General features: G+C 57.0%; 13 protein-coding genes. 9 read left to right on the top strand and 4 right to left on the bottom strand.

The genetic code is table 11. The features are described 5' to 3' along the window. Positions 1-12 precede the first annotated feature (12 nt). From B5495_RS00710 to B5495_RS14985, 3 genes are all read right to left on the bottom strand, one after another. Complete coding sequence (locus B5495_RS00710) at positions 13-561, bottom strand: TRAP transporter large permease subunit (RefSeq protein WP_231897252.1); 549 nt, start codon at positions 559-561, stop codon at positions 13-15. 22 nt (positions 562-583) lie between these two features. Beyond that, positions 584-1,600: an IS30 family transposase gene (locus B5495_RS00705; protein WP_079550460.1), complete on the bottom strand. Its 1,017-nt coding sequence runs from the start codon at positions 1,598-1,600 to the stop codon at positions 584-586. Positions 1,601-1,709: 109 nt separating this feature from the next. Then, entirely contained in the window at positions 1,710-1,832 is a 123-nt protein-coding gene (locus tag B5495_RS14985) for a hypothetical protein (protein WP_269457140.1), read from the bottom strand. Between the two features lie 491 nt (positions 1,833-2,323). On the opposite strand from B5495_RS14985, the gene B5495_RS00700 reads away from it, so the two are divergent. Beyond that, on the top strand, positions 2,324-3,742 hold the full coding sequence (locus B5495_RS00700) for an IS1380 family transposase (RefSeq protein WP_079550240.1): 1,419 nt from the start codon (positions 2,324-2,326) through the stop codon (positions 3,740-3,742). Positions 3,743-3,983: 241 nt separating this feature from the next. On the opposite strand, the gene B5495_RS00695 is transcribed toward B5495_RS00700, so the two are convergent. Continuing rightward, on the bottom strand, positions 3,984-5,402 hold the full coding sequence (locus tag B5495_RS00695; RefSeq protein WP_079550240.1) for an IS1380 family transposase: 1,419 nt from the start codon (positions 5,400-5,402) through the stop codon (positions 3,984-3,986). A gap of 244 nt (positions 5,403-5,646) precedes the next feature. On the opposite strand from B5495_RS00695, the gene B5495_RS00690 reads away from it, so the two are divergent. The 8 genes from B5495_RS00690 (at position 5,647) to B5495_RS00655 (ending at position 15,599) form a co-directional block, all read left to right on the top strand. Continuing rightward, on the top strand, positions 5,647-6,813 hold the full coding sequence (locus tag B5495_RS00690) for an isovaleryl-CoA dehydrogenase (protein WP_079550458.1): 1,167 nt from the start codon (positions 5,647-5,649) through the stop codon (positions 6,811-6,813). Between the two features lie 170 nt (positions 6,814-6,983). Next, positions 6,984-8,591: a carboxyl transferase domain-containing protein gene (locus B5495_RS00685; RefSeq protein WP_079550457.1), complete on the top strand. Its 1,608-nt coding sequence runs from the start codon at positions 6,984-6,986 to the stop codon at positions 8,589-8,591. Between the two features lie 15 nt (positions 8,592-8,606). After that, positions 8,607-9,431 carry an enoyl-CoA hydratase-related protein gene (locus B5495_RS00680; protein ID WP_197685630.1) on the top strand — a complete coding sequence of 275 codons (825 nt, stop codon included), beginning with the start codon at positions 8,607-8,609 and terminating at the stop codon, positions 9,429-9,431. Between the two features lies 1 nt (position 9,432). Next, positions 9,433-11,436, top strand: coding sequence for an acetyl/propionyl/methylcrotonyl-CoA carboxylase subunit alpha (locus tag B5495_RS00675; protein ID WP_079550455.1), 2,004 nt, complete (start codon positions 9,433-9,435; stop codon positions 11,434-11,436). Then, positions 11,436-12,335 (top strand): hydroxymethylglutaryl-CoA lyase, encoded by a 900-nt coding sequence (locus B5495_RS00670; protein WP_079550453.1) that lies wholly within the window; start codon positions 11,436-11,438, stop codon positions 12,333-12,335. Before B5495_RS00675 ends, B5495_RS00670 begins: the two co-directional genes overlap by 1 nt. A gap of 9 nt (positions 12,336-12,344) precedes the next feature. Beyond that, positions 12,345-12,923: a peroxidase-related enzyme gene (locus B5495_RS00665; protein WP_079550452.1), complete on the top strand. Its 579-nt coding sequence runs from the start codon at positions 12,345-12,347 to the stop codon at positions 12,921-12,923. A gap of 53 nt (positions 12,924-12,976) precedes the next feature. Next, positions 12,977-14,665 carry an AMP-binding protein gene (locus B5495_RS00660; RefSeq protein ID WP_079550450.1) on the top strand — a complete coding sequence of 563 codons (1,689 nt, stop codon included), beginning with the start codon at positions 12,977-12,979 and terminating at the stop codon, positions 14,663-14,665. Positions 14,666-14,792: 127 nt separating this feature from the next. After that, positions 14,793-15,599 (top strand): thioesterase family protein, encoded by an 807-nt coding sequence (locus B5495_RS00655; RefSeq protein ID WP_079550448.1) that lies wholly within the window; start codon positions 14,793-14,795, stop codon positions 15,597-15,599. Positions 15,600-15,840: the final 241 nt, after the last annotated feature.

Below are 15,840 nucleotides of genomic sequence, written 5' to 3'. Positions count from 1 at the left end.
TGTGCTAATCGGCTACTCAGCGACCGTATGACATAAAAGCCGGTCGGTCCCGGTCACCACGGGACGTAAAACGCTCGTTCGGCGTCCTGATGAATAAGGCGGGATCAGCGCAACCCCAAACCAGGTGGTGTCAAGACCTATACTGTCAACCACAGGGAGGAAAATTGGTAAAGTGATAAACATAATAGTGATGGCATCCATAAACATACCGGCCAGCAAAAGAATGAGCATCATCACCAGCACTACCACCCAGTCACTGCCACTAACACTTAACAAAGCGCCTGAGTAATCGCTAACCAGCCCGTCCGTTACGACAACCCATCCAAACAAACTGGCAAAAGCAACGACTAGCATAACGACTGAAGAGGATCGTGCTGATGCAGCTACGCAAATAAAAAGAGATTTTAAATTTAACGTGCGATAAATAAAGAAGCCGGTAAACATGGCATAAACAGTCGCAACAATGGCAGCTTCAGTCGGGGTGAATAGCCCTCCATAAATGCCGCCGAGAATCACCACCGGTGTGAGCAACCCCCAAAAAGCTTCTAAAAATGGGCGGATGCAGGCTCTGAGTGCAACACGCTCATTGGATTGACGATGGGCCTTCGTGATACTTCGCCATCAGTTCGCCCATTTTCTCGATGGGACACCTGAAGTCGAAGCGTTTCCGGGGCCGCATATTGAGCTCGAACGCGATGGCGTCCAGCTCCTCTTGGCTATGGCCCGATAGGTCGGTTCCCTTTGGAAGATACTGGCGAATCAGGCCATTGATGTTCTCGTTACTCCCTCGCTGCCATGGGCTGTGCGGATCGCAGAAGTAGATGGCAACCCCCGAGTTCTGAGTGATCTCCGCGTGCCGAGTCATTTCCCGGCCCTGGTCATAGGTCATGCTCTTCCGGGCCGCCCGAGGCATTTGATTTAATGCCGCACTGAAGCCCTCAACCGCTGAGGTGGCGGTCGCATCGATCATTTTGGCCAGAATCAGATAGCCACTGCTGAGTTCCACCAGGGTGCCGACCGCTGATCCGTTGTTCTTGCCCTTAATCAGGTCACCTTCCCAGTGACCAGGCATTTCACGCTTTTCGACCTCTGGCGGGCGCAGGTGGATACTAACCATATCGGGAATCTGACTACGTCGATCAACGTCGCCGCGACGCGGCTTGCGTGTTGCTTTCCCTTGGCGCAGGCAATGGATCAGTTCCTTGCGCAATTGGCCAACAGGTAGCGCATAGATGGCGCTATAGATCGTTTCGCGGCAGACGTAGGCATCTCGAAGGCTAGGTATATCCATGTCCTTGAGCTTGCCGGCAATTTGTTCGGGAGACAACCGTTGACGCAGTAGGTGGACAACAAGATCAAAGCGTTCGCTGCCTAGTGGTAGTTTGCGCCAAGGGCGGCACGGAATACGCCGACTCTGCCGGTATTTCTGGGCACGGCGAGCACAGTAGCGGCCCGGAGATGTTCGGTTGCGCCGGATCTCGCGACAGACCGTTGAGGGGGATCGGTTCAAGACGCGGGCGACGTGTCGGAGGCTCATGCCTTGAGCACGGCTGACCTGGATAGTGGCACGCTCTTCGATGCTAAGTTCGACGTAGGACATAGGGGCAACACCTTAGCGGAATGGTCAGGTGTTGCACTCAGTTTCTGCGGCCAAGACCATTCCATTGATAACTAGCTCTTGGGTTGAAGCTAGTGAGTAGCTGGTAAGATTACGCACCATAACATTGACGAACCCCAGCAATGTCATGCACAAAAAAACAGCCACGCAGACTGTTTCTTCCAAGTACTGCCAGATCGATTTCATAAGCTAAAACCATTTCTGCAACTTGCATCGAGGCTTTTATTCTTCATTTGAAGCGCTCTCTATCGCATCTTCAAAAGTTCTTACAAGATCATAACCAACCTTTTCAGACCATTTATCATACGCAGGCTGTGTCGCCTCGCGAAATTTTTCAAGCTGATTATCAGATAATTTTTGGCTCTTCGACGTTTTATGTCCAGTGGTGACCGGTACCGACCGACTTTTATCCCGCCTTATTCATCAGGACGCCGAACGAGCGTTTTACGTCCCGTGGTGACCGGGACCGACCGGCTTTTATGTCATACGGTCGCTGAGTAGCCGATTAGCACATAGCTTTATCGTATCAATGCCGTGATATTTATAACTGAAGTTCATTGGTTTCGAGTGACGGCGCAGCCGTGGTCGTCGGCCTCCATAGTGGCCGTTTTGTCTGCTGGAAAAGGCTGAGTAATGCGACCCCGCCTTATTCACCGGGCTGAGACAGAAAAGAAGATGGCGAGCAGTTTCTCTTGTAGAATCAATATGTTCCTAACCGAACTTGACTCAAGAGGACCACTCGCCATGGGTGAAAGCCTATCCCCCTGGACCCCGTCATGCAACGGGTCCATCCGCGTCGAGCTCAGCGGCCATCGCACCACCAGCGACAGCGGTGCTTTGCTGTTGCGTGAAGCCCTCGACAACAGCGGCATGATCGATGCGCTGGACGACCATCTGGTCGATCATCGCGACCCGGATCGCGTCCGCCACTCGTTAGCCAGCCAGCTGCGTACCCTGGTGCTGCAGCGTTCGATGGGCTGGATCGACCTCAGCGATACCGACACGCTCCGCCGTGACCCGCTCTGGCAGCTAGCCTGCAGTGATGCCCGCGGGACAACGCCGTTGGCTCAGGACCGGCCATCTCAAGCGACGCTGTCGCGGCTGCTGACGTGCCTGGGCCGCGACGACAATATCGATACCGTGCATGAGGGCCTGCTGCGGCTGGCGGTCTGGCGACTGACCTCGCTGGACGGCGGCGAACGCCCCGAGCATCTGACGCTGGACATCGACGGCTTGCCGATCGACGTCCACGGCCACCAGGGCGGTTCGGCGTTTCATGGACTTTACGGGGCCAGAATCTACTCGCCTTTGGTGGCCTCGCTGGCAGAGACCGGCGACATGGTGGGCGGTCTGCTGCGTGAAGGTAACGCCGGCCCAGCCGAGAATGCCGATACCTGGATCCCACATCTGGTGCGGCGACTCAACGAGAGCACCGGGGCCAAGGTCAAGGTACGCATCGACGCGGGTTTCACCGACAACGACACGCTTGAGGCGCTGGAAGATCGCGACATCGAGTATCTGGGCCGGTTGCGCAGTCATACGGGCCTGCAGACACTGGCAGCGCCACATCTGAAGCGGCCACGCGGCCGGCCCCCCGAGCAACCTCGGGAATGGTGCCATGACCTGGCGTACCAAGCCGGTACCTGGCCGGCGCCGCGGCGCGTGGTGCTGGTGGTACAAGAGCGGCCCGATGATCTGCTGCTGCATGCCTTCTTTTTGGTCACCAACCTCGGCAAGTTCAACTGGCCGCCGGAAAAGGTCCTGGCGCTTTATCGCAAGCGCGGCAGCGCCGAAGCCCACATGGGCGAGGTGAAGTCGGCGCTCGACCTGCATCTCTCCTCGACTGATCGCGGTGTCTCCACCGTCCAGGACGTCATGGCCCGCAACGAGGTAAACCTGCTGCTGACTCTCTGCGCTTATCAGGTGCTACACGGGCTGCGTTGCCTGTTGGAACGACAGACCCGGCAGGGCTGGAGCCTGAAGCGGATGCGCGAGCAGGTGCTTAAGGTGGCCGCCACGCTGACAGTGCACGCCCGGCGCATCACCGTGCACCTCGGCGATGCCGCCGATAAATGGTGGCCATCTTTACTGAAAGGGTTGCCGCGGCTGACGGCATTGACCTGACACGTCGCCCCGCCTTATTCATCAGGACGCCGAACGAGCGTTTTACGTCCCGTGATGACCGGTACCGACCGACTTTTATGTCATACGGTCGTTGCGTAGCCGATTAGCGCATAGCTTTATCGTATCAATGACGTGATGTTTATAACTGAAGTTCATTGGTTTCGAGTGTCGGCGCAGCCGTGGTCGTCGGCCTCCATAGTGGCCGTTTTGTCTGCTGGAAAAGGCTGAGTAATGCGACGTGTCAGGTCAATGCCGTCAGCCGCGGCAACCCTTTCAGTAAAGATGGCCACCATTTATCGGCGGCATCGCCGAGGTGCACGGTGATGCGCCGGGCGTGCACTGTCAGCGTGGCGGCCACCTTAAGCACCTGCTCGCGCATCCGCTTCAGGCTCCAGCCCTGCCGGGTCTGTCGTTCCAACAGGCAACGCAGCCCGTGTAGCACCTGATAAGCGCAGAGAGTCAGCAGCAGGTTTACCTCGTTGCGGGCCATGACGTCCTGGACGGTGGAGACACCGCGATCAGTCGAGGAGAGATGCAGGTCGAGCGCCGACTTCACCTCGCCCATGTGGGCTTCGGCGCTGCCGCGCTTGCGATAAAGCGCCAGGACCTTTTCCGGCGGCCAGTTGAACTTGCCGAGGTTGGTGACCAAAAAGAAGGCATGCAGCAGCAGATCATCGGGCCGCTCTTGTACCACCAGCACCACGCGCCGCGGCGCCGGCCAGGTACCGGCTTGGTACGCCAGGTCATGGCACCATTCCCGAGGTTGCTCGGGGGGCCGGCCGCGTGGCCGCTTCAGATGTGGCGCTGCCAGTGTCTGCAGGCCCGTATGACTGCGCAACCGGCCCAGATACTCGATGTCGCGATCTTCCAGCGCCTCAAGCGTGTCGTTGTCGGTGAAACCCGCGTCGATGCGTACCTTGACCTTGGCCCCGGTGCTCTCGTTGAGTCGCCGCACCAGATGTGGGATCCAGGTATCGGCATTCTCGGCTGGGCCGGCGTTACCTTCACGCAGCAGACCGCCCACCATGTCGCCGGTCTCTGCCAGCGAGGCCACCAAAGGCGAGTAGATTCTGGCCCCGTAAAGTCCATGAAACGCCGAACCGCCCTGGTGGCCGTGGACGTCGATCGGCAAGCCGTCGATGTCCAGCGTCAGATGCTCGGGGCGTTCGCCGCCGTCCAGCGAGGTCAGTCGCCAGACCGCCAGCCGCAGCAGGCCCTCATGCACGGTATCGATATTGTCGTCGCGGCCCAGGCACGTCAGCAGCCGCGACAGCGTCGCTTGAGATGGCCGGTCCTGAGCCAACGGCGTTGTCCCGCGGGCATCACTGCAGGCTAGCTGCCAGAGCGGGTCACGGCGGAGCGTGTCGGTATCGCTGAGGTCGATCCAGCCCATCGAACGCTGCAGCACCAGGGTACGCAGCTGGCTGGCTAACGAGTGGCGGACGCGATCCGGGTCGCGATGATCGACCAGATGGTCGTCCAGCGCATCGATCATGCCGCTGTTGTCGAGGGCTTCACGCAACAGCAAAGCACCGCTGTCGCTGGTGGTGCGATGGCCGCTGAGCTCGACGCGGATGGACCCGTTGCATGACGGGGTCCAGGGGGATAGGCTTTCACCCATGGCGAGTGGTCCTCTTGAGTCAAGTTCGGTTAGGAACATATTGATTCTACAAGAGAAACTGCTCGCCATCTTCTTTTCTGTCTCAGCCCGGTGAATAAGGCGGGATAAAAAGAGTATCGATAAGGTTAAGGTGGAAATTGACTTGGCATCGACATGCTGCCGGAAAGCACCCCCATGACGTGCAGAAGAAAAACCTTAGCAGGTGCCAGCTGGCGGCGCGCCTGACAAATGACTCTGTCGTAGCTTTGACATTTACCCCCGTTAAATCAAAAGGCGAGAAAACATGAAATCATCGTATTCGGAGCTCAATTTCGGCCTTGGCGAAACACTTGACATACTGCGTGAGCAGGTTAATAACTTTTCCGCCACCGAGATCGCCCCGCGCGCCGAAGATATCGACCGCGCCAATGAATTCCCGGCCGACCTGTGGGAGAAGCTCGGCGATATGGGCTTGCTTGGTATTACCGTGGATGAAGCCTACGGCGGCTCAGGCATGGGCTATATGGCTCACGTTATCGCCGTTGAAGAGATTAGTCGCGCCTCTGCCTCTGTTGGGCTTTCGTACGGCGCCCACTCCAACCTCTGCATTAACCAGATTCACCGCAACGGCACCGAAGAACAAAAGCAGGCCTATCTGCCCAAGCTCGTTAGCGGCGAACACGTTGGTGCCCTGGCCATGTCCGAGCCCAACGCCGGTTCCGACGTTATCTCGATGAAGCTCAGCGCCAAAGACGCCGGTGACCACTACGTGCTCAACGGCAACAAAATGTGGATCACCAACGGCCCCGACGCCAACGTCTACGTTATCTACGCCAAAACCGACATACATGCCGGCTCCAAAGGCATCACCGCCTTCATCGTAGAGCGGGGTTCCGAAGGTTTCAGTCAGCATCAGAAACTGGACAAACTCGGCATGCGTGGCTCCAACACCTGTGAGCTGGTATTCCAAGACTGCAAAGTACCGAAAGAAAACGTCCTCGGTGGCGTGGGCGGTGGTGCCCGCGTACTCATGAGCGGTCTCGACTACGAACGCCTCGTACTCTCCGGCGGTCCGCTGGGCATCATGCAGGCGGCTATGGACGTCGTCGTGCCCTACATTCGTGAGCGCAAACAGTTCGACCAACCCATTGGTGAATTTGAACTGGTCCAGGGCAAAGTAGCCGACATGTACACCGCCATGAACACCGCCCGATCCTACGTTTACATGGTGGCCCAATCCGCCGACCGCGGCGAAACCACCCGCAAAGACTCCGCCGGCGCGATCCTCTACTCCGCCGAAATGGCTACCAAAATGGCCCTGGACGCCATCCAGCTTCTGGGCGGCAACGGCTACATCAACGAATACCCCACAGGCCGCCTGCTGCGTGACGCCAAGCTGTATGAAATCGGTGCGGGCACCTCCGAAATCCGCCGCATGCTGATTGGCAGAGAGCTGTTCCTGAACAACTAATGGGTACTCGGCACGAATAAGAGCGGGTAAACGTACCAAGTACAACAAGGGGCTGAGGGGGCGTTCCGGGAGTGCCTGTGGCCAGGGACGGCCACAGACAGGCGCACATGGAAGTGCTCATAGCATCTCCCTGAACGACACCCCCAGCCCGATGCACGGACTATTAGGCTATGACGATACTGCAAAGCAAAATAAACCCACGGTCTGAAGAATTCCAGACCAACCAGGCCTCCATGGCAGAAGCCGTTGCAGATCTGCGGGATAAAGTATCCACCATCCAGCAAGGCGGCGGCCCCTCCTACCAAGAACGCCACATCGCCCGCGGCAAACTTCTACCCAGAGAGCGCATCAACCGCCTGCTCGACGACGGCTCACCGTTGCTGGAAATTGGCCAACTTGCCGCCTACAACGTCTACGACGACAACGTCCCCGCAGCCGGCGTTGTCGCAGGCATAGGCCGAGTCTCCGGCACCGAATGCATGATCATTGCCAACGACGCCACGGTAAAAGGCGGCACCTACTACCCGCTATCGGTTAAAAAACACCTGCGCGCCCAGGAAATCGCCCTGGAAAACCGCCTGCCCTGCATTTACCTGGTCGATTCCGGCGGCGCCAACCTGCCCCGGCAGGACGAAGTCTTCCCTGACCGTGACCACTTTGGCCGCATCTTCTACAACCAGGCCCGCATGTCCGCCGACGACATTCCCCAGATCGCCGTCGTGATGGGCCTGTGCACCGCCGGCGGCGCCTACGTACCCGCCATGGCCGACGAATCTATCATCGTGCGCAACCAGGGCACTATCTTCCTGGCCGGCCCGCCGCTGGTAAAAGCCGCCACCGGTGAAGTCGTTACCGCCGAAGATCTGGGGGGTGCCGACGTACACTGCAAAACCTCGGGCGTAGCCGACCACTATGCTGAAAACGACGGCCACGCCCTGGACATCGCCCGGCGCTGCATTTCCAATCTCAACCGTCGCAAGCCCGTTGACGTAGAGATTCAAAAACCCAGGGCGCCACTGTACGACCCCGATGAAATCTACGGCATCGTCGGCACCGACCTGCGCAAACAGTTCGACGTGCGCGACGTGATCGCGCGCACGGTAGACGGCTCCGAGTTTGACGAATTCAAACGTTACTATGGTCAGACCCTGGTAACCGGTTTTGCCCACATACACGGCTATCCCGTGGGCATTATCGCCAACAATGGCATATTGTTCAGTGAGTCAGCGCAGAAAGCCGCGCACTTTATCGAGCTTTGCTGCCAGCGCAATATCCCCCTGCTGTTCCTGCAGAACATCACCGGCTTTATGGTGGGCCAGAAGTACGAAGCCGAAGGCATTGCCAAGCACGGCGCCAAAATGGTGATGGCCGTCGCCTGCGCCAACGTACCCAAAATTACCGTATTGATCGGTGGCAGCTATGGCGCCGGCAACTATGGCATGTGTGGCCGCGCCTACAGCCCCGACTTCCTGTGGATGTGGCCAAATGCCCGCATCTCCGTCATGGGCGGCGAACAGGCTGCCGGCGTACTGGCCCAGGTTCGCCGTGAAGGCATGGAGCGCAAAGGCCAGGAATGGAGTGAGGAAGAAGAAGCGGCGTTCAAAAAACCGATTACCGATACCTACGAGGAGCAGGGTCACCCCTACTACGCCAGTGCCCGACTATGGGACGACGGTGTTATTGACCCGGCCCAAACCCGGGAAGTGGTTGCCCTCAGTCTCTCCGCCACCCTCAACCGGCCGGCGAAGCCCACGCGCTTCGGCGTGTTCCGGATGTAATCCGGGAGAATGACCATGACAGATACCAACACAGTGCCAGACCAAGAGTCGGTGGTTCTGACCAAACGCCACGCTAACGGCGTGACCGAGATCGTGCTGAACCGGCCAGAAAAGCGCAACGCGTTTGACGATGTGATCATTCAGCAACTGATCAGCGCCTTCACCGACGTACACGCCGACAGTGACACCAAGGCGGTAATCCTGCGCTCCGAGGGCAAGCATTTCTCTGCCGGAGCAGATCTTGCCTGGATGCGCCGCATGGCGGACAACAGCCACCAGGAAAACCTGGATGACTCCCGCCAGCTTGCGCGCATGATGGAATGCCTGAACGAGCTCAACAAGCCCGTCATTGGCCTTGTTCAGGGCGCAGCCTACGGCGGTGCCGTCGGCCTGGCTGCCTGCTGCGATATTGTCATCGCCACAGAAAAAACCAGCTTCTGCCTGAGCGAAGTGAAGCTCGGACTGATTCCCGCTGTCATCAGCCCCTACGTGGTGCGCGCCATTGGCGAGCGCCAGGCGCGCCGCTACTTCCTGTCAGCGGAAGTACTCAGTGCCCGGGACGCGGAACGCTTCGGCCTTGTGCATATCGTCTGCGACGATGTTGACGCCATGAACGCCCGCTGTAATCAGATGCTGCAACAGCTCGCGCAGAATGGCCCGGAAGCTATGGAAGCCGCCAAGGGCCTGGTGTTTGCCGTCAGCCACCAGCCCATCGACAGCACGGTGATTGACGACACTGCGCACCGCATCGCTGATATCCGCGTAGGCGAAGAAGGTCAGGAAGGGCTCAACGCCTTCCTCAACAAACATCGCGCCAACTGGATTCCGGAGAGCACATAACATGTTCAGTAAAATCCTGATTGCCAACCGGGGCGAGATCGCCTGCCGCATTATCCAGACTGCACAGCGCATGGGTATCCGATGTGTCGCGGTATATTCCGATGCCGACGCCAACGCCCACCACGTGGCTCTGGCCGACGAAGCCTTTCGCATTGGCCCAGCGCCCAGTTCACAAAGCTACCTGCGCGCTGAGAAAATCATCGAAATCGCCAAAAAGAGCGGCGCCCAGGCTATCCACCCGGGCTATGGTTTTCTTTCCGAGAACACCGATTTTGCCGAGGCGTGTGAGGCCAACAACCTAGTATTCATCGGGCCACCCTCCTCTGCCATTGCGTCGATGGGCTCCAAATCCGCCGCCAAAGTCATCATGGACAAAGCCGGCGTGCCCCTGGTGCCCGGTTACCACGGCGATGACCAAACGCCAGAAACTCTGCGCATCGAAGCCGAAAAATGCGGTTTCCCGCTGCTACTGAAGGCGGTTGCCGGGGGCGGCGGCAAAGGCATGCGCGTGGTGGAGAGCATGGGCGAGTTCGACGAAGCACTCGCCGCTGCCAAGCGTGAAGCAACGAATGCATTCGGCAACCCGGACATGCTGATCGAGCGCTACCTGACCCAACCGCGCCATGTTGAAATCCAGGTGTTCTGTGACCAGAAGGGTCACGGCGTGTATCTGGCCGAGCGGGATTGCTCGGTTCAGCGTCGCCACCAGAAAGTTCTGGAAGAGGCCCCAGCACCGGGGCTGAGCGACGAAACCCGCAAAGCCATGGGTGAAACAGCGGTTAAAGCGGCCCAGGCCATCAACTATGTGGGCGCGGGCACCGTGGAGTTTCTTTACGATGTCGACGGTTCCTTCTTTTTTATGGAAATGAACACGCGCCTGCAGGTAGAGCACCCGGTTACCGAAATGGTGACCGGTCAGGATCTGGTGGAATGGCAACTGAAAGTGGCCTGGGGTGATCCCCTGCCGCTGGAGCAGTCTCAGGTAAGAACCCGCGGCCATGCTCTGGAAGCCCGTATCTATGCTGAAGATCCGGACCAGGACTTCCTGCCCGCCACCGGCAACCTGCGCTACCTGAGCACGCCCGACGAAAGCGCCCATGTGCGAGTGGATACCGGGGTCGTCGAAGGCGATGACATCAGTATTCACTACGACCCGATGATCGCCAAACTGATTGTCTGGGACGAAACCCGTGACCAGGCCATCAACCGCATGGTTCAGGCTCTGGAGCACTACCGGATCGCGGGGGTAAAAACCAACATCCGTTTCCTGCATGCTCTGGCCGATGCACAACCGTTCCGGGAAGCCGATCTGACAACCGGCTTTATCGAAGACCACCGGGATTTACTGTTCACCAAATCAAAACTGGACACCCACAAAGCTCTGGTGCTGGCCGCCGGCTTTGTACTGGAAGCACGCAAATCCAGGGAGTCCGTAAGCACAGATCCGTGGTCACCGTTCGGCCGCCGCAACAGTTGGCGCCTGAACTCCGAATATGCTCAGCCTCTGCAGTTTCAGGTGGACGGCGACATCCACGAGCTGAAAATTATCGAGCGGGATGACCATTATCGAGTGTTTGTGAATGGCAGTGTTTACAACCTCACCGCAAAGCTGGAGGACGACTACCTTCAGGCAGTGATCAATGGTCACCGAATCAGCATCCACGGCAACCTGCACCACGATCAGCTTGTGCTCTTCTACGAAGGAGACACCTTCCAGTGCACTCTGTACCAGGAAAACTACACTTTTGAGGACATGCCCCCCGAAGGTGGCCTGAGTGCCCCCATGAACGGTTCTATTGTGACTGTGCAGGCTAAGGTAGGCAACACGGTTACCGCTGGCCAGACACTGGTCATCATGGAGGCGATGAAAATGGAGCATGCGATCAAGGCTCCGGCCGATGGAGTGGTCAGCGAGATCTTCTTTTCCGAAGGCGAGCAGGTTTCCGATGGCGCGGAACTGATTGCCATAGAGGTCACCGATAAGAGTGCAGAGGAGGCTGGCTAATGACCTTCCCGAAACAGGTACGGCTGGTTGAAATGAGCCCCCGGGACGGCTTACAAAACGAAGCCGGCCCGATGATTGCCACCGATATCAAAACCGGCCTGATCAACCGGCTTGCTGATTGCGGCCTCAACCATATCGAATCGGCCAGCTTTGTCTCACCCAAGTGGGTGCCACAAATGGGCGATGCGTCTGACGTGATGGCTGGCATCAAGCGCAAGACCGGTGTGCGCTATTCGGTTCTGACCCCCAACCTCAGAGGCTTCGAAAATGCCCTGGCGGCGGGCGTGGATGAAGTAGCGGTGTTCGCCGCGGCATCTGAATCCTTCAGCCAAAAGAACATCAACTGCTCCATCGCAGAGAGCTTGGAGCGCTTCCAGCCGGTGATGGAAGCGGCGAAAAAACACCATATCCCCGTGCGCGGCTATGTTTCTACCGTGCTGGGCTGCCCCTATGAAGGCGATATTGCTCCTGAACAGGTGGCGAACGTCGCTAGGGAGCTGGCCGACATGGGCTGCTATGAAATTTCCCTGGGCGATACCATTGGTGTAGGTACGCCGCTGAAAGCCAAACGCATGCTGGAAGCCGTAACCACACAGGTGCCTATAGAGCGCCTGGCAGCACACTTTCACGACACCTATGGCCAGGCGCTGGCTAACCTCTACGCAGTATTGGCAGAAGGCGTCGGTGTTATTGATGCCTCGGTCGCCGGCCTGGGCGGGTGCCCGTACGCCAAAGGCGCCTCCGGTAACGTCGCCACCGAAGACGTACTCTATCTTCTCAATGGCCTGGGCATCAGCACAGGCGTGGATCTGGACAATCTGGTCGCCACCGGCGAATGGATCAGCAGCCAGCTCAATCGCCATAACGGCTCGAAAGTGGGACAGGCTCTTCAACGGTAAGGATCTGAAATGACCAACAACAAAAACATTGTCGCTCTGGACCTGCCCATTCCCGATGTGGAAGACCTTCCGGCGGATGTCAGGAAGTACTTTGATATCTGCCTGGAAAAGCTGGGGATGGTTCCCAATGTGCTCACCGCCTTCAGCCAGAACCTGAAGCAACTGGACGGTTTCATCCGCTTCTATAATGAGCTGATGATGGGCGAAAGCGAGCTCAGCAAGCTGGAGCGGGAAATGATTGCCGTCGTGGTTTCCTCAGAAAACAAATGCTTCTACTGCCTAGTCGCCCATGGCGCCGCCGTACGGGTAATGAGCGCAGACCCGACCCTGGGCGAACACCTGGTAATGAACTACCGGACCACCAAACTGGATAGGCGTCAGCGCGCCATGTTGGACTTCGCGTCCCATCTTACCCGCTCCCCGCAAACGGTTATGGAAAACCAGGTTCAGGCACTGCGAGATGCCGGCTTCAGCGACAGTGGCATCTGGGATCTGAGCAACGTAATCGGCTTCTACAATATGTCCAATCGCGTGGCGATCGCCAGCGACATGCAACCAAATCCCGAGTATCACAGCCAGAGTCGCTAACAGGCTCAGCTACCCTGTTAGACCTTGACGACAAAAATAAATGGAGACATACAATGAATCAGACTCTTCCAAGCTACGCCAGCGGTACCTCCAAAACCCCACTGCTGGGCATGACCATCGGCGAAATGCTGGACCGAACCGCCGACAAGTACCCTGACACCGAGGCCCTGGTGTGCCTGCATCAGGACATTCGCTGGACATACAAGGAGTTCGTGGCCAAGGTCAATGAAGCCGCAAGGGCTTTTTTGGCCATTGGCGTCCAGCGCGGTGATCGTGTCGGTATCTGGTCACCCAATCGCTATGAATGGACGCTGACCCAGTTTGCCACTGCCAAGATTGGCGCCATTCTGGTCAACATTAACCCGGCCTACGGCGCACATGAGCTGGAATACGCCATGAACTTGGCGGGCATCAGCGTGCTGGTAACGGCCGATAAGTTCAAATCCTCCAACTACCGCCAATCACTCTATGAAGTCTCCCCCGAATTGCATACCTGCACGCCGGGCAGGGTCAAATCACAACGTCTTGCTGACTTGCGTGCCGTCATCAATATGGACACAGAAGATCACGCCGGCATGTGGAGCTGGGACAAATTTATCGGCTTTGCCCGGGACACTCCCCAGGAAGATCTGAACAAAGTGCAAGACCAGCTCCAGTTCGATGATCCCATCAACATTCAGTTTACATCCGGCACTACCGGCAACCCCAAAGGGGCTACGCTGACCCACCACAATATTCTCAATAACGGATTTTTTGTCGGTGAAAGCCAGCGGTTGAGCGAAAAAGACCGGATGGTTATTCCCGTTCCATTATATCACTGCTTCGGCATGGTGATGGGTAATCTGGGATGTATTACCCACGGTTCCACCATGATTTACCCGGGGGAAGGCTTTGAACCCAAGGCGGTGCTGGATGCCGTACACCAGGAAAAGGCCACCGTCCTCTACGGCGTACCCACCATGTTCATCGCCGAACTGGCCGACCCGGCCATTCACGACTGCGACTTATCCAGCCTGCGCACGGGCATTATGGCTGGCTCTATCTGTCCTGCCGAAGTCATGAAGAAAGTCAACGAACAGATGAATATCAAGGATGTTCAAATCGCCTATGGCATGACCGAAACCAGCCCGGTATCGACGCAAACCAGCTCCCGTGACCCGTTCGATAAGCAGGTAACCACCGTGGGCCGTACCCAGCCACACCTGGAGACCAAAATCGTCGACCCGGTAACCGGCAACGTGCTGCCCCGCGGCGAGATAGGTGAACTGTGTACGCGGGGCTACAGCGTGATGCTAAAATACTGGAACAACGAGGAGGAAACCCACGAGGCCATAGACGCGGCCGGCTGGATGCACACCGGCGACCTGGCCGCTATGGACGACGAAGGTTACGTGAAGATTGTCGGCCGCATCAAGGATATGGTGATCCGTGGTGGTGAAAACATCTACCCCAAAGAAGTCGAAGAATTCCTGTATACGCATCCTGCCATCCACGAAGTTCAAGTGACCGGTATTCCCGATAAAACTTACGGTGAAGAGCTGGTCGCTTGGGTCCAACTGCGCTCCGATGCCGACCCAATGGATGCCGACGATTTGATCGCATTCTGCCAGGGCCAAATTTCCCACTTTAAGATTCCCCGGCACTACAAATTCGTGGACGCATTCCCGATGACCGCGACTGGCAAAATACAGAAGTTCAAGATGCGCCAATTTTACATTGAGGAAATGGGCGATTCACCATAATTATCAGGCTCTTTGCCTAAATAACCGCGCTCCGAAAACCCGGGCGAAGCGCCGGCATTGACTGCCGGACTTTTTATCGAACGAGCTATCAATCACCGAGAATCCAACACTTAATAAAGGAAAATACATGTCAGCATATTATCGTCTAATCGATAGAAACATTGACACTGAGGGTGTGGTTACCGCTCACTATGAGCCTAATCACGCTGCCCAAGGGGCCTGGAACCCAAATGAGCAACACATGGCCCCTGCCACCGGTGTGATATGTGCCGAGATAGAGAAATACCACCCCCGTAGCAACTTGCGTATTGGTCGTATTAATCTCGATATCTGGGGAGTCATCTGGTTTTCTCCGTTTACCATTAAAACCCGTATTTTGCGACCTGGCCGAACCATAGAACTGGTTGAATCCCGCATGGAGGCCGAAGGTAGAACTTGTATCGTCGCGACGGCTTGGCGCATGCAAATTAGTGATACTCAAGAAGTCTCCGAATTGGAAAACACATGCACCGTTAACCCTGAGACCATGCAAGAATGGAGCGGTATGCAAAAGTGGGGCGGCGGCTTTATTGAGAGCATGACATTTAAAATAGATGATCAACGTCGAGAAGATCAAGGGATCATCTGGATGAGTAATGATCTCAACATGATTGAAGGTAAGCTTACCTCTTCTTTTGTACATCTATTAGGGATGGTCGACACCGCCAATGGTGTGGCTACCCGAATTAAACCCGGCGAATGGATATTCCCGAATGTGGACTTAAATATTAATCTACTAAGACTTCCTCAAGGACGCTGGTTAGGCCTTAATGCTATTCAAAAACATGGAAATGATGGCATTGGCTTAACCAGTTCGATACTGCACGATGAACTCGGAATATTTGGCCGCAGCGAACAAACCTTGACCGTACGCAGAGTTAACAAAGACTCTTGACTGCCCCCTCCCTGAACCCGCCTTATTCACCGGGCGGAGGCAGAAAAGAAGATGGCGAGCGGTTTCTCTTGTAGAATCAATATGTTCCCAACAAAATTGATTCAAGAAGACCCCTCGCCATGGGTGAAAGCCTATCCCCCTGGAGCCCGTCCTGAAACGGGTCCATCCGCGTCGAGCTCCGCGGTCACCGCACCACTAGCGATAGCGGTGCCTTGTTGCTGCGTGAAACCCTCGACAACAG

The sequence above is a fragment of the Vreelandella subglaciescola genome, assembly GCF_900142895.1.
Taxonomy (GTDB): Bacteria; Pseudomonadota; Gammaproteobacteria; order Pseudomonadales; family Halomonadaceae; genus Vreelandella; species Vreelandella subglaciescola.
Note: the sequence above shows the minus strand (reverse complement) of the source record. Positions and strands in the feature narration are given on the sequence as shown.

Coding starts and splice junctions, on each gene's coding strand:
- B5495_RS00685 (WP_079550457.1), top strand. CDS start 6,984: ATGACGATACTGCAAAGCAAAATAAACCCACGGTCTGAAGAATTCCAG.
- B5495_RS00665 (WP_079550452.1), top strand. CDS start 12,345: ATGACCAACAACAAAAACATTGTCGCTCTGGACCTGCCCATTCCCGAT.
- B5495_RS00670 (WP_079550453.1), top strand. CDS start 11,436: ATGACCTTCCCGAAACAGGTACGGCTGGTTGAAATGAGCCCCCGGGAC.
- B5495_RS00700 (WP_079550240.1), top strand. CDS start 2,324: ATGTTCCTAACCGAACTTGACTCAAGAGGACCACTCGCCATGGGTGAA.
- B5495_RS00690 (WP_079550458.1), top strand. CDS start 5,647: ATGAAATCATCGTATTCGGAGCTCAATTTCGGCCTTGGCGAAACACTT.
- B5495_RS00705 (WP_079550460.1), bottom strand. CDS start 1,600: ATGTCCTACGTCGAACTTAGCATCGAAGAGCGTGCCACTATCCAGGTC.
- B5495_RS00680 (WP_197685630.1), top strand. CDS start 8,607: ATGACAGATACCAACACAGTGCCAGACCAAGAGTCGGTGGTTCTGACC.
- B5495_RS00695 (WP_079550240.1), bottom strand. CDS start 5,402: ATGTTCCTAACCGAACTTGACTCAAGAGGACCACTCGCCATGGGTGAA.
- B5495_RS00675 (WP_079550455.1), top strand. CDS start 9,433: ATGTTCAGTAAAATCCTGATTGCCAACCGGGGCGAGATCGCCTGCCGC.
- B5495_RS14985 (WP_269457140.1), bottom strand. CDS start 1,832: ATGCAAGTTGCAGAAATGGTTTTAGCTTATGAAATCGATCTGGCAGTA.
- B5495_RS00660 (WP_079550450.1), top strand. CDS start 12,977: ATGAATCAGACTCTTCCAAGCTACGCCAGCGGTACCTCCAAAACCCCA.
- B5495_RS00655 (WP_079550448.1), top strand. CDS start 14,793: ATGTCAGCATATTATCGTCTAATCGATAGAAACATTGACACTGAGGGT.